The organism is uncultured Helicobacter sp., assembly GCF_910577135.1.
Taxonomy (GTDB): Bacteria; Campylobacterota; Campylobacteria; order Campylobacterales; family Helicobacteraceae; genus Helicobacter_C; species Helicobacter_C mastomyrinus.
In genome coordinates this window covers 86,621-107,552 of the sequence record NZ_CAJTLL010000006.1, presented here as the reverse complement: position 1 = coordinate 107,552, position 20,932 = coordinate 86,621, and the positions used below count along the sequence as shown (strand labels likewise).

At 38.2% G+C, this 20,932-nt stretch carries 27 protein-coding genes; 6 read left to right on the top strand and 21 right to left on the bottom strand.

Going from position 1 to position 20,932, the window contains the following annotated elements:
- Positions 1-6: 6 nt before the first annotated feature.
- Genes rpsS through rpsJ form a run of 6 tightly spaced genes read right to left on the bottom strand, consistent with a single transcriptional unit; the run spans position 7 to position 2,963 of the window.
- Positions 7-288, bottom strand: coding sequence for a 30S ribosomal protein S19 (gene rpsS, locus QZ289_RS04735; protein WP_295699786.1), 282 nt, complete (start codon positions 286-288; stop codon positions 7-9).
- An 11-nt stretch (positions 289-299) separates the two neighbouring features.
- Positions 300-1,127, bottom strand: a complete 828-nt coding sequence (gene rplB, locus QZ289_RS04730) for a 50S ribosomal protein L2 (protein ID WP_295699783.1) — start codon at positions 1,125-1,127, stop codon at positions 300-302.
- Between the two features lie 9 nt (positions 1,128-1,136).
- Positions 1,137-1,418: a 50S ribosomal protein L23 gene (locus QZ289_RS04725; RefSeq protein WP_295699781.1), complete on the bottom strand. Its 282-nt coding sequence runs from the start codon at positions 1,416-1,418 to the stop codon at positions 1,137-1,139.
- Position 1,419: 1 nt separating this feature from the next.
- Positions 1,420-2,043, bottom strand: coding sequence for a 50S ribosomal protein L4 (gene rplD, locus QZ289_RS04720; RefSeq protein ID WP_295699779.1), 624 nt, complete (start codon positions 2,041-2,043; stop codon positions 1,420-1,422).
- Between the two features lie 11 nt (positions 2,044-2,054).
- The gene (rplC, locus tag QZ289_RS04715) at positions 2,055-2,633 is read right to left on the bottom strand and encodes a 50S ribosomal protein L3 (protein WP_295699777.1); all 579 of its coding nucleotides are present in this window, start codon (positions 2,631-2,633) and stop codon (positions 2,055-2,057) included.
- Positions 2,634-2,651: 18 nt separating this feature from the next.
- The gene (rpsJ, locus tag QZ289_RS04710) at positions 2,652-2,963 is read right to left on the bottom strand and encodes a 30S ribosomal protein S10 (RefSeq protein ID WP_034361487.1); all 312 of its coding nucleotides are present in this window, start codon (positions 2,961-2,963) and stop codon (positions 2,652-2,654) included.
- Between the two features lie 556 nt (positions 2,964-3,519).
- On the opposite strand from rpsJ, the gene QZ289_RS04705 reads away from it, so the two are divergent.
- From QZ289_RS04705 to QZ289_RS04690, 4 genes are all read left to right on the top strand, one after another.
- On the top strand, positions 3,520-3,723 hold the full coding sequence (locus QZ289_RS04705; protein WP_295699773.1) for a hypothetical protein: 204 nt from the start codon (positions 3,520-3,522) through the stop codon (positions 3,721-3,723).
- Positions 3,724-3,901: 178 nt separating this feature from the next.
- Positions 3,902-4,261 carry a hypothetical protein gene (locus QZ289_RS04700; protein ID WP_295699770.1) on the top strand — a complete coding sequence of 120 codons (360 nt, stop codon included), beginning with the start codon at positions 3,902-3,904 and terminating at the stop codon, positions 4,259-4,261.
- A gap of 170 nt (positions 4,262-4,431) precedes the next feature.
- The gene (locus QZ289_RS04695; protein ID WP_295699768.1) at positions 4,432-4,746 is read left to right on the top strand and encodes a hypothetical protein; all 315 of its coding nucleotides are present in this window, start codon (positions 4,432-4,434) and stop codon (positions 4,744-4,746) included.
- Between the two features lie 438 nt (positions 4,747-5,184).
- A complete protein-coding gene (locus QZ289_RS04690) occupies positions 5,185-5,328 on the top strand; it encodes a hypothetical protein (protein ID WP_295699765.1) in 144 nt (47 codons plus the stop codon).
- Positions 5,329-5,357: 29 nt separating this feature from the next.
- Here the strand turns inward: QZ289_RS04690 and QZ289_RS04685 are convergent, their stop codons facing one another.
- Together QZ289_RS04685 and QZ289_RS04680 are read right to left on the bottom strand one after the other, a co-directional pair.
- Positions 5,358-5,750, bottom strand: coding sequence for a group III truncated hemoglobin (locus QZ289_RS04685; RefSeq protein WP_295699763.1), 393 nt, complete (start codon positions 5,748-5,750; stop codon positions 5,358-5,360).
- Positions 5,751-5,760: 10 nt separating this feature from the next.
- Positions 5,761-6,198 carry a copper resistance protein CopD gene (locus QZ289_RS04680; RefSeq protein WP_295699761.1) on the bottom strand — a complete coding sequence of 146 codons (438 nt, stop codon included), beginning with the start codon at positions 6,196-6,198 and terminating at the stop codon, positions 5,761-5,763.
- Between the two features lie 313 nt (positions 6,199-6,511).
- Between QZ289_RS04680 and QZ289_RS04675 the strand changes: the two genes are divergently transcribed.
- Together QZ289_RS04675 and QZ289_RS04670 are read left to right on the top strand one after the other, a co-directional pair.
- The gene (locus QZ289_RS04675) at positions 6,512-7,105 is read left to right on the top strand and encodes a Crp/Fnr family transcriptional regulator (RefSeq protein WP_295699759.1); all 594 of its coding nucleotides are present in this window, start codon (positions 6,512-6,514) and stop codon (positions 7,103-7,105) included.
- A gap of 105 nt (positions 7,106-7,210) precedes the next feature.
- Entirely contained in the window at positions 7,211-7,528 is a 318-nt protein-coding gene (locus QZ289_RS04670) for a hypothetical protein (protein WP_295699757.1), read from the top strand.
- Here QZ289_RS04670 and hisG read toward each other — a convergent pair.
- The 13 genes from hisG to selA all read right to left on the bottom strand — a co-directional run bounded on the left by hisG (position 7,518) and on the right by selA (position 19,959).
- Positions 7,518-8,138, bottom strand: coding sequence for an ATP phosphoribosyltransferase (gene hisG / locus QZ289_RS04665; protein ID WP_295699754.1), 621 nt, complete (start codon positions 8,136-8,138; stop codon positions 7,518-7,520). The two genes, QZ289_RS04670 and hisG, sit on opposite strands and share 11 nt — an antisense overlap.
- Positions 8,139-8,172: 34 nt before the next feature.
- Entirely contained in the window at positions 8,173-8,793 is a 621-nt protein-coding gene (locus tag QZ289_RS04660) for a type III pantothenate kinase (RefSeq protein ID WP_295699751.1), read from the bottom strand.
- Positions 8,793-9,770, bottom strand: a complete 978-nt coding sequence (locus QZ289_RS04655; RefSeq protein ID WP_295699749.1) for a plasminogen-binding protein — start codon at positions 9,768-9,770, stop codon at positions 8,793-8,795. The genes QZ289_RS04660 and QZ289_RS04655 overlap by 1 nt, the downstream gene beginning before the upstream one ends.
- Before the next feature lie 36 nt (positions 9,771-9,806).
- A complete protein-coding gene (locus QZ289_RS04650; RefSeq protein ID WP_295699747.1) occupies positions 9,807-10,460 on the bottom strand; it encodes a tetratricopeptide repeat protein in 654 nt (217 codons plus the stop codon).
- 17 nt (positions 10,461-10,477) lie between these two features.
- On the bottom strand, positions 10,478-10,927 hold the full coding sequence (gene dut / locus QZ289_RS04645) for a dUTP diphosphatase (RefSeq protein WP_295699744.1): 450 nt from the start codon (positions 10,925-10,927) through the stop codon (positions 10,478-10,480).
- Between the two features lie 2 nt (positions 10,928-10,929).
- Entirely contained in the window at positions 10,930-11,421 is a 492-nt protein-coding gene (gene greA / locus QZ289_RS04640) for a transcription elongation factor GreA (RefSeq protein ID WP_295699741.1), read from the bottom strand.
- A gap of 67 nt (positions 11,422-11,488) precedes the next feature.
- On the bottom strand, positions 11,489-12,160 hold the full coding sequence (locus QZ289_RS04635; protein ID WP_295699738.1) for an HAD family hydrolase: 672 nt from the start codon (positions 12,158-12,160) through the stop codon (positions 11,489-11,491).
- A gap of 104 nt (positions 12,161-12,264) precedes the next feature.
- Positions 12,265-13,890: a conjugal transfer protein TraF gene (traF, locus tag QZ289_RS04630; RefSeq protein WP_295699735.1), complete on the bottom strand. Its 1,626-nt coding sequence runs from the start codon at positions 13,888-13,890 to the stop codon at positions 12,265-12,267.
- A gap of 23 nt (positions 13,891-13,913) precedes the next feature.
- Positions 13,914-14,330, bottom strand: a complete 417-nt coding sequence (locus QZ289_RS04625; protein WP_295699732.1) for a universal stress protein — start codon at positions 14,328-14,330, stop codon at positions 13,914-13,916.
- A gap of 10 nt (positions 14,331-14,340) precedes the next feature.
- Positions 14,341-15,567, bottom strand: a complete 1,227-nt coding sequence (locus tag QZ289_RS04620) for a molybdopterin molybdotransferase MoeA (RefSeq protein WP_295699730.1) — start codon at positions 15,565-15,567, stop codon at positions 14,341-14,343.
- Positions 15,568-15,579: 12 nt separating this feature from the next.
- Positions 15,580-16,683: a cysteine desulfurase gene (locus QZ289_RS04615; protein ID WP_295699727.1), complete on the bottom strand. Its 1,104-nt coding sequence runs from the start codon at positions 16,681-16,683 to the stop codon at positions 15,580-15,582.
- Positions 16,680-18,584 carry a selenocysteine-specific translation elongation factor gene (gene selB, locus QZ289_RS04610; protein ID WP_295699724.1) on the bottom strand — a complete coding sequence of 635 codons (1,905 nt, stop codon included), beginning with the start codon at positions 18,582-18,584 and terminating at the stop codon, positions 16,680-16,682. The genes QZ289_RS04615 and selB overlap by 4 nt, the downstream gene beginning before the upstream one ends.
- Positions 18,574-19,959, bottom strand: a complete 1,386-nt coding sequence (selA, locus tag QZ289_RS04605; protein WP_295699722.1) for an L-seryl-tRNA(Sec) selenium transferase — start codon at positions 19,957-19,959, stop codon at positions 18,574-18,576. Before selA ends, selB begins: the two co-directional genes overlap by 11 nt.
- Positions 19,960-20,932: the final 973 nt, after the last annotated feature.

Sequence of the window (20,932 nt, the reverse complement as noted above, 5' to 3'; positions counted from 1 at the left end):
ATCCCCTTACTTACCAATTTTCTTTTGGACACTTCCCTTGTGTCCTTTAAAGGTGCGTGTAGGGGCAAACTCACCGAGCTTATAACCTACGTGATTTTCAGTAATATACACTGGCACAAACGCCCTACCATTATGCACATTAAATGTAAGCCCTATCATATCGGGTAAAATCGTGCTGCGTCTAGACCACGTTTTGATAGGTTTATTATCCTTACCTGCTTTTGCTTTCTCAACTTTTTTGATGAGATAATCATCTACAAATGGACCCTTTTTAATTGATCTTGCCATAGTTTCCTACCTTATTTTTTCTTTCTTGAGATAATCAATCTATCACTCGCTTTTTTCTTACGAGTTTTAAAACCTTTTGCTGGTGTTCCCCACGGAGATACAGGATGTCCGCTCGAGCCTGTTTTGCCCTCACCACCGCCGTGTGGATGATCCACAGGGTTCATCGCGCTACCACGTGTTTGTGGGCGAATACCACGATGGCGATTGCGCCCTGCCTTACCAATAGAAATATTTGTAAAGTCCTCGTTACCCACAACGCCAATAGTTGCCATACATTCCTCTAAAATATATCTCATCTCGCCACTTGGCATTCTAAGGATAATATATTTACCCTCACGTCCCATAATCTGTGCACTTGCTCCCGCGCTTCTAGCGAGCTGCCCACCTGCGCCGGGGTGCATCTCTATATTATGCACGATTGTCCCAATCGGTATGCTTTTAAGCTTCATTGCAAAACCTGTCTTAATATCAAGCCCAGATTCTGCAGAGAACACTATATCGCCTACTTTTAATCCACTTGGCTGGATAATATATCGCTTTTCACCATCGATATAATAGATAAGTGCAATACGACAATTTCTATATGGGTCATACTCTATGGCTGTTACTTTGCCTTGCACATTGAATTTATTGCGTTTAAAATCAATGATTCTATATAGCTTTTTTGCCCCGCCCTCTTTATGACGACTTGTAATGCGCCCATTATTATTTCTCCCCGCACTCACAGGTAGCTTAACAAGTAAACTCCTTACACTTGCCTTGCCTGTAATATCGCTTGAGCTTAGATTGCTCATAAATCTGCGACTTGGGGTATAAGGCTTATACGTTTTAACTGCCATATTCACTCCTTACACTGATAGCGCATCAAGTTTTGCGCCCTCTGGAATCTTCACATAAAATTTCTTAAATGACGCCCTCTGTCCGATTCTGCCTCTAAATCGCTTCACTTTGCCCTCTTGACGCAAAGAATTGATTCTTAAAGGTGTAATGCCAAAATACTCTTTGAAAATCTCTTTAAGCTGATTCTTACTTACGTGTGTGGCTGTCTGCACTACAAGCACTCCGCTTTCTTGTAAAGAGAGAGATTTTTCTGTATAGAGGATTGACTTAATATCTGTAATATCTGCCATTTTATTCCCCTTTCTTTTCTGCGATAATTTCATCAAACACGGCTTTTTCAATCACAATAGAGCGGAATGTAGCCACCAGATACGCATTTAGCTCATTTGTATCGGCTAAATAACAATGCTGCAAATTTCTAAAAGCCAAAAATGTAGGCTCATCGCTTAATTGTGTAACAAATAAGGCATTTCTTTTATTTAACGCCTTAAACATCGCATACGCTTCTTTTGTCTTACTACTTGAGATATTAAGAGAATCCACCACAAAGAGTGCACCCTCCTGCGCCTTTTGATACAAGGCACATTCAAGCGCTAATCGCTTTTGTTTCTTATTGACTTTAAGCTGATAGTTTCTATCATTATTAGGACCGTGTGAAACGCCTCCACCCACAAACACAGGAGAAGTGATACTCCCTGCACGTGCACGACCGCCACCTTTTTGATTCCAAGGCTTTTTACCGCCACCGCTTACTTCGCCTCGCTTTTTTGCACACGCATTATTCGCCCTCAATGAGGCAAGATAAGACTTCACATACAAATACAAATTATGCTCTTTGATTTGTGAATATCTCTCTGGTAATGCAAGCTCACCACTTTGTGCGAACTTTTTATCTAATACAATCGCTTTACTCATACTGCCTTACCTTACTTTATGATTTCTATTCTGCCAAATGCGCCATTATGTCCAGCTACTGAACCCTTAAGCACCAAAATAGCACTTTCTTTGTCAAATGAAAAGATATCATTTTTTGCACTCACAAGCTCATTTCCATAATGTCCTGCCATTTTTTTACCCGGCTGAACGCGCCCGGGCCACTCACGATTCCCAATAGAACCTAAACGTCTATGAAATCTGCTCCCATGTGCGCCTGGACCGCCTTGAAAATTCCATCTTTTCATCGCACCGCTAAAGCCCCGACCCTTTGTCTTAAAGCTCACTTTCACTCGTTTTGCACTCTCCAAAACGCTCACATCAATATCGCCAACCTCTTTATTATTCACTTTCAATGTAGCAAACTGATTAAACTCTTTGCTTAGGCTATATTTCTTTTGCTGCCCTGCAATGGCTTTATTGAATCTTTTGCCTTGCGGATAAGCCACAAGTGCCTTGCCATTATCATAAAGCTCGCACACCTTTGCGCCAAATACACGAAGCAACGTTACTGCCTCACTCTTTGTACCTATTGTGCGGCTCATACCAATTTTTTCAACTATAAATTCCATATCCTAAACCTCACATTCTTACTTACTCATAGACATTACTTCGACATCTACCTCTGGTGCTAAATCAAGCTTCATAAGGCTATCTACGGTATCAGGGGTAGCAGAGATAATATCAATGATACGATGATGCACCCTGATTTCAAACTGCTCTCGTGAATCTTTATTAATATGAGGCGAGCGTAAAACGGTATATCGCTTCTTTTTCGTAGGAAGTGGTACGGGACCCCTTATCTCCGAACCTGTCCTTTTCACTGCTTCTATAATAGACGCAACCGACCTATCAAGAACCCTATGATCGTAAGCTTTTAGCCTAAGTCGTATTCTTTCCATATTTTTTCCTTCACTATTAAAGAACTCATCAAAAATAAAATTTTTTGATGTTTTTAGCGCGTGATTATAGACAAAATTATAAAAATAAGTCAAGTTATTTGCCTATTTTTCGCTCTTTTTATATATTTTTATATCCTTTTAATAAGGACAATAATATTGCTCTTTATGTTTTTTTGGTATTGAGGTAAGACTAAAATTTCATTATTGATAATATTTAATCATATTTTAATTTGGTATGAAGTAAATCTTCATCAGTATTGCACAAAAAATTTGCTTATACTATTTAAGGCTTAAAATGAAAAACAAGATGCACAGGTACTTAAATCCCTCATAACACAAAAGAATATCGATGAGGAAACCATCACCACTTATTTTAAAGCCAATGTCAAAATGCCAAAAAATAAATCAAAGCTGCACTTGAATATCTCAATGAATCCTCTTGTGGAATGACAATGAATGCTGATTACAAAAAGTATGCATTAGAATATGAAAGTGCAACAGGCATTTCTACGGCTGAGTGCGATAGCAATGGCTTTCAAAGGTAGTTTGAAAGCCATTGCTTGGTTTTTTAGCCAAAATCTGCACACTTTTAGAGAAGCTAATGAGTGAAAAAGATTTGCGGCTAAGGCTAGATTCTCAAAGCAGCAAAGAAATTGGAGAAGGCATTCAAGCAGCATTTTTGCAAGTTATAAGGGCAAATTATAACGCTCAAGGGTTTAAAGATTATAGCAGTGAAGCAACTCGAAAAAGAAGAAGCTAAAGGAAGCTTTAGGAACTATTACAAAAGGTAAGAGTATAGAATCTGCCCTCCATAGCTCTATCCTTTATATGATAAAAATGGGAAATTTTAGCGGTATAGAACAATAGGCTACACGCAAAATCAATGATATAAGTAAACTTTTTGCAAGACTGAAAGACTTTAGGACAGATTTGAGTAAATGGAAACTAAAAAAGCAAAAAGTCTCTTTCAAAAACTGCCCAATATCACAAAACACCAGCCATTACAATATAAATCTGTCTTCGATATGGATAATCCAAGTGTAGATTTGACAAAAGATTATGCCAATGCAAAAGAATGCCTCTCAAAGCTACCCACCGCTCAAAAAGCAGAATACACAGAATGTGCGAGACTTTGCTTTTATGCAGAGCCCGGGGTAATGCCAAGATATCTTACATATGACGAAATAAAATATGTGAAGTATTTGAGCGCTTTTGGCTATAAAGTTATTATTGGTGATTGGAGTTGTAACATAGGATTAGGGGTGAAACCAACAAAAGAAATGCTGGGGGGGGGGTGATGCGCTTCTTTGTGCAAAATTGCAGCAATAAAATCAATGAAGAGTTGTTTAGAAACTTAGAGTTTAATCCTGAACATATAGGCTATAGATATATGTTTAACAAAAACACTTGATATATTTTTTAAGGAGCTTTTAGCACACCACCCTAAAGAAACACTCACTGATAAAAATTGAGCTTTCTTGTTGGTGCTGATTTAATCTATATACTCTTTAATAATGGTATAGAGGTGGATTTACAAGGAGTAGAATATAACCCTCGAAGTATTGGTCATTATTACCTGAAAGACACAAAACATTTGCCAAAATTTTTGAAGTTTTTAGAGCTTCATCTCTTGCAAACAGATTCTATACTTGAATATTATTCTCGTGGAAATACTCCTTATAATACTTACAAGAAAGTAACAACTCTGCTTCTGTTTATTGGCAAATTCAAAGATAAACTTATGAATAATAATAATATCCAAGAAAATTTAAAGCTGCGATAAATATATCTAGCATTTGGGCTTCAAGCATTGAACTATCTATTCTTATGCTTATTCCATCGCTACTTAATAGTATTGTGAAGTTGTGTATTACAAAGTGTGGCTGATACGTATTAAATCATAATATTAAATGTGTTTTTAAAGTTTAGAATCTTTAGTCTAATTATGCCTGCTGTTACAGCTAAACTCCGTATTTATAAGGTGAGTTCCTAAGGTTTAAAAATCTATAATCTCCCCACAAGTGAGGTATATCTTCACTTATAGAAAATAAAATAGTGTGATACACAAAGCGTATCACATACCTTGAAAGCGGTGTAGGGGTGGGGATTTATAAGGGGGAGCAAGAGGTATATCCTCGAGCCAACTTAAAGATTCAAGGCCCCTCTCCCCCATTATAAAAAAGAAAAACTAGAGAGTCTGAAATTTTTAAAGTGGTATTTTGTGATTTATAGATTAGAGAATCTACCTTTAAAAACTAACTTGAGGCGCAAAGCAGATTTTATATCTACAAAGCAAGACCTTTTGCAAGTGTGGATTAGCACTTCGTGCGAATGCGGCGATTACATCGCAGTAGCAAGGGCATAGGATAGATTAGAGATTCTAATTAAATCCCTCTAATGATGCATTCCACTCTCATAGAGCACATATTGGAAACGTTGTGCGATGGCTTGGGCACGTTGCAAAACAATGAAAATATCTTCCTCTCTCTCATATATAGCCTTTAAACTCTCCTCAAAAAGCTCAAGCCACACATTAAAAAGTTCTCTAGGGAATGGTGGTAAGTCTAAATGTGCCTTTAATGGCTGTCCGCTATAATCGCCAATACCAAGTAGCATACCGCCCCAAAAGTTTGCAATCTTTTCCTTATGAGCCTCCCAATGTGCGTCATCTGTGCTAATTTTTGCATTAAACACATCGCCCAAACCATTTTTATCTGCCCTTACTTTCGCATAAAATACATCCATCAACGCGCGAATAGAATCTGCATTTATTTCATCATATTTCATAATCTCTCCTTTACAGATAAAATGCCAATTTTGCAAGAATAACAATGATTAGCCCAAGTAGCAACACTACTGGGTGTATCACTTTAGCCAAATGATTCTTTAATCCCAAAAACTTGCAACTAAGTGAGGTAATCACCATTGCCAAAATAAGCAACGCAAAGCCCATTTTTATCACAAGCAAAATCTGTAATGGTGTATCAAAAAATCCCTGTGAGCCGCCTATATATCGGCTTATCATAGCTCCGCCACTCAATACCAAAAGCAGCACACAAAGAGGCATAATCTTTACCCCTCGCTTCATAATAGTGGCAAAAACCTTATCTGCTATATTAGAATCTAAAACCTTTTTCAAAGGCTCAAGCAGCACCACATCAGTAAAAATATAGCCCAAAAATATAATCGCACAGCATATATGCACGATAAGCAAATATGGATACATAGCCTCCATTGTTATTCCTTTGGTGAAATTTAAGAGAGAATCTTAGAATAAAAGCTATCTAAAAAAATTGATTTATGTTAAATTTTGCAAAAAATTGAATGATTTGTAATATTTTCATCTTCAAATATTACTTTATAAAATGAGTTTGTTTTCTACAAGGGGAAAGGACTTAAATGTATAAGTATGAGCTAGTGTTAAAGCACGAGCACAAAGTCAGCTCGAGGATATACCTCACTTGTGAATCTCTCCTTAAAATATAAAGTTTTATAGGTGGCTTATATAATACCCATACAATTTAATAATTCACAATAAAAGGACATCTATGCAGCAACTTATCGACACTCTATCTCGTATAGGGCACACTTTTACACATTCAAAGGGTGATATTCTCTTTTTTGAAGGGCAGGAAGCCACGCATTTACTTTTACTAAAAAGTGGTAAAGTGCGGCTTTATAAAAGCAGGGCAGATATAAATCTCTCTACCCAATGCACGATTCACACGATTAACACCCCTCAATTTATCGCTGAAATGCCATTTTTTATGCGACTTTGCTATCCTGCGAATGCTGAGTGCATAGAATCTTGTGAAATTATCCGCATAAGCTTTGATGAGTTTTGCAAACACTGCCTTAATGATATGCAAATGTGCCTTTTATTCATCACTTCACTTTGTCAAAAGATCAAAATCTTAGAATCTCATATCAATATGAGTAATCAAACCCTCCAAGAGCGGCTTTTATCATATCTGCAAACGCATAAAGACTCACTGCATACAATGAGTCAAAAGCATATCGCCCAAAGTCTCAATATCGCACCTCAATCACTCTCACGCACACTAAAGATTCTTAAAAATCAAGGTATCATCAATACACATAAAGGAAAAATTGAGCTTGTAAGCTCTCTGCATAATCCTTAAGACTTTAAACCCACTTAACTAATGTTGCCACAATGCTTTTAATTGTTGCGTAAGTAAGGATATACTTCACTTATAAATTTGATAGATCAATGCAAAGGAGAAAGTATGAAAAAGATTCTGTGTGGCTTGTGTATATGCGTGAGCTTATGGGCAGGAGATTGGGTGATGTTCTCAGATGGAGAGGATACCTATATTTATTCCACAAATACTGGTGAAATCTACATTCGCCATCATTTAGGCAAAAAAAATTATGAAGATGTATTTATCAAAATGCCTCGCGGTATGCAGCCAAATGAACTAAAAGGCTCACAAAGTGCTATCTATACGCCTACCACGCCTAAAGTCGATGATGAGAGGGTGAAAAATATGCAGCTTGATGCACTTAAAAAATCTCAAGAAATGCTCAATGCGGCTATTGAGTAGCCTTAATACACTTTTTAAGCTGCTCATAAAGTGATAGAATCTGCTCTTTTTTCCCATAAAAGCTATTTTTGTTTGCTACCAAATATGCGTTTGATTCCATAATCACTTCATCAATTTTAAGATTATTTTGCGCCATTGTGCTGCCTGTCTCCACAATATCCACAATCGCATCACTTAAGCCCACAAGCGGGGCAAGCTCAATAGAACCATAAAGTTTTAGAGATTCAATAGAAACGGCTTTATTAGCAAAATATTTGCGTGTAATATGAGGCATTTTTGTAGCAATTTTAAGCTGTGGCTTTTGATAATCAAGGCTTTTCCCCACAGGAGAGCCTACTACCACCTTACACTTTCCAATACCAAGATTCAAAAGCCGCACGACATTCACTTGCTGCTCCTCAATCACATCTAGCCCTACAATCCCCACATCTGCGGCTTGATGCACCACATAAGTAGGCACATCTTGGCTACGCACAAGCATAAAAGTAAAGTCATCACGTTCTAAAATCAGTCTCCTATCATCAAAGACAAAGCCCCCTTCATAGAGCTGCTCAAACAACGCAAGACTTTCTTTTGCTATACGGCCCTTTGGTAAAGCTATTTTTATCATTTCAGCTCCTTATTTAGAATCTACTGCTCTTGCCTTATATGTGCTTCTCTAGGGCTTTTTGCATACCCTTAAATACAAGCGTATTATCATAAATGGCATTTTCAAAAAATCGTGCGAAAAACTTGCCATCGCCCCCGGTAAAATAAAGCTTTTTCGTGCGTGAGGTATTTTTTATCATTAATACCACACTTTTTATCGCTCCAAAGCTCAGTGCATCGCTTGTATTTTGAGGCAGGGCGGAGAGATTCACACTTGGCTCTATGACCCTATCAAGCACAGGAGAAATATCCGCACACATCTTTCTATACGCATTTAATCCGGGCATAATGTATCCGCCTATATGAATGCCCCATTGCACAATATCCACCGTAATGGCACTTCCCACATCGACTATCACACCATCACTAATTGCCTTACACGCTGCCCTCCTATCCACACCCAAGCCCTTATACTCGCTTTCAATCTCAATATACTCATTTACATTAACGCAATATGGGTGTGAAGCAAGGAGACATCTCTCAAATCGTTCATTCACGCTGATGTAATAAATAAGCAGATTCTCTTTTTTTTTACTTAAGGAATATGGCTTTTCTTTCCATATTTTACCCTTATGATAAAAGTGTAAAAAAGTATTGCCTATATCACACAAAAGCATTACTCAAACCTTTTATAAACCTTGTCATAAAAGAAAGTATCGCGATTGTAGAAAAGATTCTTTTTCTTAGAGAGATGGCTTTTATACACCATAGGAACAAAATCATCAAGATTAAGAGCGATGAGATACCCACCCTTTTCAAGCGTATAAAGTGTATTATTGGTGATGATTATACCGCTTAATACCGCAAAGGGCAAACGCACCTTGCGCAGCACTTTAAGCGTATGATCTAGCTCGACAATCTCTCCTTCAATGCTCAACACATAAATTTTGTTATTAAAAAACAACACATCGCGTAAATCCACATCATACTTAAAGCTTTTATCATTAATAATCACACTCACGCGTCTAGCCGTAGCTGCAAGCAAATATTGATTGTGTATATACATATAAATCACATTATTAAAAAACTTATCACTGCTTATTAAAATATCTTTAATAATCTTATTTTGCGCCTTATCATATACAAGCACCTTTCCCTCTAAATCAGGGAAAAACACTTGACTATCCGTGATTTGCGGTGAAGCCAAATAGGCATTAATGGCGATGACTGCAGGATACTTTTGCGAGAAAATCTCTTTTTGTGTAGGCACATCATAATACATAAGCGTATTATCAAGTAGCACCATAGCGAGTTTATTGTCCTTAAAATCAGCAGAAAGCACGCAAGTATCAAAGGGGATAGTATGTAATATATTTTGAGAATCCATTATCAATATATCTTTACACTGCTTTTGCAGCACGAAAGTATTTTTATTTTGCGCAAGAAATTTATAATTAGATTCTAAAACAATAGGTGTTAGCCCATCTGCAAAGCTAAGCAATGTATTATCTTTAAGCACAGCACCCACACGCGTAGCACTCTTTAGCGGCGCACTTAACTTGCCTTCAAATCGCATATCACCCTGTATAGCATTAGGCTCAAAATGCTTTTTAGAGCTACATCCAAAGATAAGCCATATACTACTTGCAAACACTATGTAAAAAATAATCCTTGATACATATAGCATTGCTTACTTGCCCCCAAGTAAAAATTTATTATCCAATCCAAAATGCTTAAAAATAACTGCCTCATTATAAAATGCACTATTTTCAGGTATCAATATGAGCTTTTGATGTGCTTCTTTGACCTTATTTGCCTTGAATAGCAAATACGCCTCTTGCAATATAGCCAACTCTTTAAGACTTGTAGGCTTTGTGCGTTCTAAAGACGCTAAGGCTTGATTAAGAGAAGATTCGTCTATATCATTTGCCTCTAATAGCTTACTTGCCTGTATTGAAGCCAATTCATATTGTGCGGTAGAGCGGACAAAGGCATTTTGTGAATCTGCTAATGCCTCATACACTGCACTATCATTATTTGCATTAAAATAACGATACATATCATACAAAGCAGGGCTTGCATCTTTTAGAGATTCTAATGCCTCTTTATCCGTAGAATCACTAATAAGCCTTTCATACGCGGCACTTGCTTTTATTGCTTTTTGTGATTGAATATAGTTACTCACAAGCCACCATATTCCCACACCCACCATACAAATAAGCAATGTAATGATGTACTTGCGGTATCGCTTCCACATAATTTCTAGAGCAAAAGCACTCTCTAAAAGTTTTTCATCACTATTAAAAGATTCTTTAACACTTTTCAGATTAGATTGCAAACTCATCATAACCTCCTTAGGATTTATTTATCTTTAGCCACACCCGAAGAGCCAAATCCACCTTCCCCTCGCACACTCTCACTTAATTCTTCTGCCTCTTCAAAATCTGCATATATCACTTCATTGATTACTGCTTGAGCGATTCTATCGCCCTCCTTGATATGAAAATCCTCACGCGAATGGTTGATAAGAATGACTTTGATTTCCCCACGATAATCGCTATCAATCGTGCCGGGCGTATTGAGCACACTAATGCCATTTTTAAGTGCCAAACCACTCCTTGGGCGCACCTGAATCTCAAAGCCAGAATCCACCTCAAAGGCTAATCCTGTACCTACAAGTATGCGCTCTCCGGCTTTTAGCACACAAGATTCTAAAGCGTGTAGATCAAATCCCGCTGATTGTGGCGTTTGATACGATGGGATAATTGCATTAAAATGGAGCTTTTTAATCTTAAGTCGTGTGCGCTTCATTATTATTCCCCAAACACAATGTCTTTATAAAAGACTTCTAAGATTTCAAACTCATTCTCTCCATTAGGCAGCATAATACTCACTTCATCGCCTTGCTTTTTCCCCATTAGTGCTTTAGCAATAGGCGAAGAAACCGAGATAAGTCCCTTAGAGGGATTACTCTCCATAGAGCCCACAAGCGTATAGATAAATTCCTTTTCCGTATCAAGATTGAGTATTTTCACACTTGAGCCAAAACTCACCTTATCGTGAGGCAAACTCGCAGGGTCAATCACTTGTGCATTTGCAAGCATAAGCCCTAATTCATTGATACGCGCTTCAATAAAAGCTTGTTTCTCACGTGCGGCGTGGTATTCTGCATTTTCTTTCAAATCTCCGTGTGAGCGTGCCACATCAATTTCTACAATGATACGTGGGCGCTCCACTTCTTTGAGATTCTTTAATTCCGCGCAAAGCTTCTCATAGCCGTAATTTGTCATTGGTTCTACTGCCATAACTCTCCCCGTTTTTTAGTATGTGAAACAGAATCTATAATAATAGCTAAAGTAAAATAAACAAGGACTAAATGCTACATTTTTGCGCAATATAATCTACTGCCATCAAAGGATTTGCATACAAGGGCACATTAGACGCCCTCATATCCGCCTCTATGCCAAACCCACATAGCACACCTACAGCCTTAATCCCCGCATTTTGCGCTGCTTGTATGTCTAACATCGTATCACCTACCATATAGATTCTATTTTTGCTAATGCCATTTTGCTGTGCTTGTAGTAAATCAAGTGCCTTTAGAATCGGTTCTGCGTGGGGCTTAGGGTATTTAACAGATTCAATACCTACAATCCCATCAAAATATTTCCATACACCAAGATTTTCTAATAAAATACGTGAGAAATCCCCTCGCTTGGTCGTTACCACGCCAAGAGAGGCAAACTCATAAGCCCTTTTCAATGCGTCTTTGACATAAGGAAGCAAATGTGTGCCCTCCTCCATAAGCTTACGATAGCAGTTTCTATAATGCTGCACATAGCTCTCAACTTGCAAGGATGAAACATTATGCGCTAAAAACATATCCTCCAATGTATGCCCAATATATTGCTTCACAGATTCAAATGATGGAGGAATTTGCCCCATTGCCTTAAAACTCTCACAAAAACTTGCATAAATCGCCTGTGTAGAATCTACAAGTGTGCCATCTAAATCAAAAAGTATAATATGCGCTTTTTCCCTCAACACCACTCCCTTAAAAATGCTAAATTGCGATTTTATTTTTATGTCAGTGATGATATACCTCAAGCCACATTAAGACAGAGACTTGATTAGCAATACTCTAAATACTAGAAGCTAAAGCTCCCACCCACACGGAGATTCAAATATTTGGGAATAGGTATTCCATCTACATCAGTAACCTTTGTGCTTGATTGCAAGGCAATATCTAAGAATCCTAAGAGATTTATCCCTGCTGTGAGGATAAGCCCGGTATCTTGCTTTAAGTCCTTCATCGCCCCAAAGCGCAAATCAAACGCCCTAATATCAAAGCCCACGCCCCCGCCAATCATTTGACTTTGCTGTTTAATATTACTAAAGGCAATCATATCATTAGGGACTAAATCCGCGTCAAAGGCGAGTTTTAAAAACTTTGAGTTATAGCCTAGACCCATACGATATTGAGGCTTTATGGTAATATCATAAAATGTAGATTTAAAAGTAGGGGAGTTGAGATTCTTAGCCACTAGCCCTACAGTAAGATAACGATATTTAGGCAAATCTAGCTCATATAGCACCCCCAAATCAATCCCAAAGTTATTAGAAGAGATAGCATTATCAAGTGAGGCGAGATCTTTTAGCTCTTTTTCAAAGTCAGTGCCTTTATTAATAGCAATAATATGCTGTGTACTAATGCCATTCATTAGTTTTCCGCTTACGCCTAGATTCAAATTCCCATATTTAAGATAAAATGTCCGCGCATAGCCCACAGGGATTTCAGATAGCACAAAGCTCGTAGTCACGAGCTTATGGGCATCACTGTCGCCCTCTAATGAAGCAATAAGTGAAAACTTCTCATAATCATCTTTTGTAGATTCTTTATAGCTATAATTATCGCCATTATCTGTAAGTTCATAGTAGCCCCCGCCTCCATTAACGATAAGCCGCATACGTTCGGGGTCTGCCTTGAAAGAGAGATTAGAATATAAAGAACCAAAATAGGCTACACCAAGTGAACCAAGCTTTTGATTGATTGTCTTACTTGAGATTTGCAAAATCACGCCATTTTGGCTAACCACGCTTAAATTATTATCTTTAAGAATCTCTTGCAAAGTGCTTATATCCCCCACCGCCTTATCAAGCCCATTGTCACCACCTTTTTTGATAGTGATATTTTGTAACGCATTATTTTTAGCACTATCAAAGTTTAAATTGCCATAATCAATACTTCCAGCGATATTATCAAGCAAACTTTTTTGCTCGGGAGTAAGAGCTGATGAACTTTGAACGGCATTCATCACCTCTTTTGCCAAATCGCTATAATCGCTACTACCTTGTTTATTTTGCAAATAAGTTTCTAAATCTTTTGTTACGTCGCCTGTTGGAGTTTGACTTGATGCCTTAAGGACACTATCTAAAGCACTTGTTACTACATTTTTAATCTCCCCCGCATTTGCACCGCTTGTGTCAGTAAAAGTTTCTATCAGCCTTTCAGCCACATTTGACATATTACTAATGTCAATCTTTGTAATTTCAGCGAGATTATGTTCTTTAAAACCAATGCCAAGTGAATAACCTATTTTTACGCGCGGGTCAGCGGCTAAAAGTGCAGGGTTGTAATACAAGCCCCAAGCAGAGGATTTGAGTGCTACTCCTGCACCGCCCATACTCGCGCTTGTATTTCCCATAGAGCCAAATTCTAGCGCGCAAACCTCGCTTACACAAAATATAGCACTTATTAAAAGCTGCTTTTTCATACTTACCTCTTTTAAAACCTTAGTTATTTTGCCACCAAAACGGGGATAGGGGAGGAATTGATAAAGCTATTTTGATGAGAATTAAAGATTCTATGCAAAAGGGAAGATTCACTCGCGCCAATTACAAGTAAATCATATTCATTGATGATTTCAAGCACGACATCAACAGGATTACCCGTTTTTAGAATCTTTTCGCAAGTAATGCCCTCTTTATTAAAAGCGAGTTCAAACTCATTTAAAATATTTTTTGATTTTTCATTTTCTATATTTTCTATCGTGCCATAATCCACAATCCCACTTTCAGCATATACGACAATTTCGGGAGTAACGTGCAAAAGTGTAAGCTCTATCTCATCTCTATGCCCAAAAAAACGGATAATCGTACTAATGGCTCTGCGGCATTCTTGCGTATCGCTCACTCCAAACAAAAGCTTTGTCATACTTACTCCTTTAATTCATATAGTCCATTATATCACAAAAATCGGCATTATATGGGATAACCTTAATCGCTGTGCCTTGAGAGAATGTATGAGTGCTTTCAAAAAGCGCGATCGCATTGTTTTTCCACATATTTACTAACGAACTTGAGCCGATTTTGCCATTATTATAAAGCAAAAATGTATCATTTTGTATATTGCCTAGAAGCATATTTGTAGTATTAGGCTTTAGTTTTACATCGTGCGAGAGCTTTAGAGTAAGGCTTTTAGGGTAGATAGCCCTACCACCTTGCAAAGATTCTAAAACAGAAAGCACAAAAGTATGCGTATGTAAAAGCAGGGCTAGAGGATTGCCCGGGAGCAGGATAATCAAAGTATCTTTTAGCATAGCACAGCTAAGATGTCGCCCGGGCTTTACATTTATGCCATCAAAAAGAAATCTCGCACCCTGTGCCTGAAGGGCAGTTTTGATTAAATCCGCATCGCCTACACTCGCCCCACCGCTTGTAATCGCCACATCATATTGTGTAAATTGCTCTATTTTCCCACAAAGGGCATTCATATCATCTGCTAAAATACCCTCATAACTGCATTGATAGCCTCTTTGCGTAAGGAGTGTATAAAGGCTTGTGGCATTGGTATTATAGATTTGATGAGGTGCTGCCTTTTGGTGAGGCTCAATCACCTCATCACCACTAGAGAAAATCCCTATTTTTAAGGGTGTAAAGCTCTCTATTGCGCTTATACCCTGTGAGGCAAGAATGCTTACATCTAAATGATTAAGCCGCTGCCCTTTGCGTAAAAGTATAGAATCTGGGGCGATTTCTTCACCCTTGAAACGAATATTCTGCCCTGCTTTGATACTCTGCAAACAATCACTAGCAGGGATTTGCACCGCTGTGCCATTATCTTTAGTCCATTCAAACTGCACGATGGCTTGTGTATGTTGGGGAATCATCGCGCCCGTCATTACCTTATAAGTATGCCCCTTTGTGAGCGTGATATGAGTAGCATTATCCCCGGCGAAAATGCTCCCATCACACACACAAGTAGAACCATAATCATCTAACATAATCGCATAGCCGTCCATTGCAGAATTATCAAATGGCGGGAGCGATTTAGTGGCTTTGATATCTTGAGTAATAATATGATTGTAAGATTTAAAAAGTAGCAATGTATGTGTGCGCGTGGTAGGGCTTAAAGATGTGGCGATTTGTAATGCTTCTAAAAAACTTACCATAGCGTATCTCCTTCATAAATGGAATTGTCGTAGTTGCAAATACGCAGAGGCGATATGTGAGGTAATAGATTCTATATCATCTAAATGCTTATAGCTCACGCTAAGTAACTCGCGACATTGTGGTTCATCATAGCCCATAGAATGTAGGACAAAAGAGGGCTTTGCATTGCCAAAGAGACAATCCTGCCCGTTAATAGCATAAATCCCTGCTATTTGCAAACTCTCTATCAAAAGTCGTGCTTTTATACCCTTAAATCGCAAAGCAAGAGCGTTTGGGCTATTTAAAAGATGATATGGCACAAAAAGTGCCATATCATCTTTTAAATGCGATTGCAAAGATGTAAAAAACTGCGCTTTAGTATCTATGCTAGGAGGCAGGGCGAGTATGTCCTCTATGGCGGTAATGGCGGCTTTAAAGAGATTGGGACGCAAAAGCTGTGTGTCAAAATAAGCTTTAAGTGCGGGAATTTCCCCATCACTTAGCTCACTTAGGATAAAGCCGCATTTACGCATTAAGCCAATATGCTCGGCATTACACATAAAAAGCAATTTTTTATGCTTGAGAAGGCGCAAAGATTCTAAATGTGCTTGTGTGAGTGTGCTTAAAAAAAGTGAAATATCACAAAATATAAGCGCGTGAGGATAAGCACATAGAATCTGCTCTATCATAGATTCTATGGGATTTATGGATAGCACATCTTGGTTGATAATAGGCAGGAAAAAAACTATTGGTTCATTTGGGCGTATGTTTAAAACAGGCAGAGATTCTATAATGCCCTGCTGCGAGAGTGGCATAAAAGATAAGCCATCTTTGTGCATTGTCTGAAATGTATGTGCGGCATAAAAGCTCTGCTGTGAAAAGCTAGGAGCTAAGACAATATGATAATGATGAGAAAAAAGTGTGCTAAAGAGGCAGAGAAACTCCCCGCAGCTATAATCAAAACTATGGGCGTGAGTTTTATTAAACATCGCGCTTAAGTGTGCGCTATCTGCCTTTAAATCACGCACAAAGGCATTGTCAAATATATTAGGATTAGGATAGCTATCCTCAAAAAGCAGGGCATTTGCGCTTTTATTTAGCGGGAAATTAGCTAAAAAATCAAGATGTATATTCATTGCTCTACCTCATTATGCGGCTTTATGTATTTATAGAATCGCTTATTATCGATACATTCTATATCATCAAATTTATCGAGATACTCTAAATAGCCGATGAGATATTTACGGCTTAAATGAGTGCGCTCGCGCAAATTATTGACATCTACATAGCCCTGCTTTGTGATAATCTCACGCATAAGGGCATTCATTTGCATCAATGCAGTGGTAGCGATAAAAAAATTATGGCTAAGACGCACGATCTTTTTGCTTAGGGAGAGGCTTTTTAGTGCATTATCGCCCATTTTTCTATCAATATCAAGTGCATCATAAATATTATAGGGCGCAAGTGGCGTAAAGTGCTGCTTAATAAGTGTATCAAATAGCACATCTTCAACGTATATGCGAATATCCTTAGTTTCATTCGAGCAGGAGAGATACAGCCCATTTTTATGGATAATCTGCCCTTCATCAAGCAGCTCATCTAATGCCCTTTGTGCGAGGGCTAAAGACGCCCATTTATGCTTTAAACTCAAGCTTTGCGCGGAGAGAAGAGCATATTTATTACGTGTAAAAATATCAATAATAACGGTTTTTATCGATTCTATTTGTGAGAGGGGGTAGAGTGTGAGGGACTTTTCATCAACAAAGATAGAATCTATTGAGGTGGCGATTTCACAGCTTTGAACGTGGCTAAGATTAAATCTTTGTGTCGAACTCACAAGTCCAAAGCCCTTTTTATGAATGCGTGTAAGCAAGGTAAATGCTTGGTGGAAGTCCCTTTGTGCGAGGGCTTTAAGCAATGTAATCTTGGTAGATTTTTTAATAGGGTCAATGATGGGATTTAAAATCACGCCTCCACCTAATGCGCCCTCATCATTTCTTAGGACAAAACGTTGCGAGAATATGCCAAAGATGGGCTCATCGCATTTGAGTGTAGCGAGGATAAGGGGCTTTGAGCCAAAGCTATGTGCGCTTATGGGAGAAGATTCTAGAATCTGCACCTTTGCATTAAGCTTCGTGCTGCCTATGTAGCATTGATAGGTAGCATTATGCTTCACATCACCAAAAATCGCTACATCAACACTATTAAATCCCCGCAAATATCCCTTAGGCGCAACGAGAAAGCCTCTTTTAAGCTCATTGTGTTTTACTTGTGTGAGATTGAGCGCGACACGATGCGAGGGCGTGGCTAGAGGCGCATCTTTATCGTGAATTTGTATCCCGCGCACGGATACTTCCTTATGGATATGATAAGCATAAAGCTTGTCATTAGGGGCGCATTGCCCGCTTAAAACACTACCGGTTACCACGCAGCCTGCGCCTTTTATCGTAAAGCTTCTATCAATGTAATACACAAACATACCAAAATCTGCCCTCTGTGGCTTAGGCACATTATCTAGGACTTCTTTTAATGCCTCTAATGCCTGTGTGTTTTCTATCTTGTCTGCTTTAGGGTGCAGACTAAGGGCAATACAGGAATGCAACTTTATATCACTTTGTATAAAAAGCTTTGCAATGTGAGATTCTAAAAGCGGAAGTTGCGTGGAGGGTGAAGTGAGCTTGTCAATTTTAGTTATCACGCAAATGCAGGTGCGAATCCCCAGCATATCGGCAATTTTAATATGCTCTAATGTTTGAGGCATAATCCCTTCATTTGCGGCTATCACAAGCAGCAATACATCAATACCAAAGGTCCCCGCAATCATATTTTTTACTAATTTTTCGTGTCCGGGGACATCGATAAAGGCGACATTACGCGCAGGTAGGGGGAGGGAGGAAAAGCTTAAATCTAATGTAATACCCCTTTGCTTTTCCTCTTTGAGATTATCTCCATCAAAGCCATTAAGAGCCTTGATAAGCGTTGTTTTGCCGTGGTCAATATGCCCACCTAGCCCAACGATAATATCATTATCCTGCATTTGTCTCACCTAGAATGCTTTCAAGTGCGCTTAAAATTTGCTCCTCATCGCCATTAAGCAATGTCCGCATATCAAGGAGGATTCTATCTTTTTGCACACAGACGATTATCCCGCATCGCCTTAAGGCAGATTCTAAAGCCTTAACCTCCATATCTTTCATACAAAGTGCTACACCAAAGGAATCAAATGATAAATGTGGGATACTCCCTCCTCCTGCGAGTGATTGCAAGGGAATAACCTCAAGGAGGGCAAATTTTGAGGCAAATGGAGTGGCATTAAGAGCATTTTTTAACGTTTGTGCCCTAGATTCTAACACCTTGCTATCTGTTTGAAGCATAGAGAGGGTTGGAATCTTATAATAAGCCTTTTGCTTATAGGCTTTGAGGGTCGCATTGAGGGCGAGAATGCTGAATTTATCTACTCTCAATGCACGAAGTAAGGGATTTTTCTTAAGTGTTGCAATAAGAGGCGATGAGCCAAGTATAATGCCTACTTGCCCCGCCCCTAAGAGTTTATCTCCGCTAAAGCTAAGAAGTGAGGGCTTATATTTGCAAATCTCCTGCACACTTGGCTCATCTGGGAGATTTAGCACTCCTATATGCCCGCTGCCTAAGTCAAAATAATCAATAAGATGGTGCTTCCGCGCTAGAGTGGTAAGCTCTTTAAACTCGCAGGATTGCACGAAGCCTATTTGCTTAAAATTGCTTTGATGTGTTTTCATAATAATAGCACTCTGCTCGTTAATGGCATTTTCATAATCCCTTAGACGCGTTTTGTTTGTCGTGCCTACTTCACATAGGATACTCCCCGCACTTGCCATAATTTCAGGGATTCTAAAACTCCCGCCAATCTCCACAAGCTCCCCACGTGAGATAATAGTCTCTTTTTGCGCTCCAAAGGTATTTAGCACTAAAAACACCGCAGAGGCGTTGTTATTCACCAAAAGCGCGTCCTCACAGCCGCATATTTCACATAACATTTGTGTGCAGTGCCTATAGCGCTCATCTCTCTTGCCTTTGTCCAAATCGTATTCAAGTGTGTGATAACTGCGTAAAAATGGCATGATTTCATCAAGGATTTCTTGTGAAAGCACACTCCGCCCAAGATTTGTATGTATTACAACGCCTGTGGCATTTACCACTTGCCTTAAGGTAGGGCGAGAAAGTGCCTCTGCCTTTTTTTTAAGCATGGGGATAAGACCAAGCAGAGATTCTTCAAAAGTTGCTCTAGAGATATGTCCTGCTTTTAGATTTGTGCGTAGGGCGTTAAGATGCGATGCAATAAGGGGCAAAAGGAGGGATTTATCAAACGATTTTAGCTCATTATGCTGGAGCAGCGAATCGACTTTAGGAATGGATTGAAGCAGGTTTTTCACATATCACTCCTTAATATAAAAAAACAAACTCAAATAAGCCTATAACGTTTGTTATATTATACACTTAATTCTTTGCAAATGAGCAAGTTTAGTAAGCTATACAATTCACAGATAACCTTAAGAATTGCTTGCGAGTATGGATTAGTACTTGGTGTATGTACGGCACACGGCACAATAGTAAAAGAATATAAAGCACACAACCTTGGCTTTCACAATAAAGATACATAAAAGAGATATTAGCTATGATTTCCCTTCACCTCTTGTAAATATTGGAGATATGGAGTGAAAATAAAAAATAACCTATCAAAGAAAAGCCAGAGAAGCAGATTCAATAAAGCATTCACACAAAGTATTTATTTAATACTTGCAAAAGTCTGTAATAACATTAGCTCTTAAGTAAATCCCATAGGGATACAAAGTAAGATTTCTCCTTCAATTTACCAAAAAAGATGTAATCCTCATATCTTAAGGCAAAAAGAGATTTTATATTTTGGGCTTGAAGGTGAAAGGTATCCTCAAATAGAAAAATAATATCTTTTTTACCTTTGTAGGATTATACTGGAATGAAGGGAGTGGGTAGATAATGGGCAATAGAAAGGATTATTTTTTAATCACTACTTAAGATTACATCAAAACTCTATCTTTATTATAAAAAAGAATCTAAAGATACTTTAAAGATAAAAGTGCCTTTAGGATGGATATCAAAAGAAAATAATATTTTTGTTTAACGCCTACCTGCAATATATATATATTCATAAAATTCAAGTTTCATAGTTTTCTTTAAAATATGCAAATACATCTATCAGCGATTAGAATACAAGTTTAACTATTGCTTATCAGGTCTCCTTGTCCTGCTTAGACTCACCCTCCTAAGTTATCTAAAGAATTTTACAATAATATGGAGAAAATATATTTATGATTTATTTATACAAGTGGAAACAACTTTATGTGCAACTTACTCTACTTAATTTTT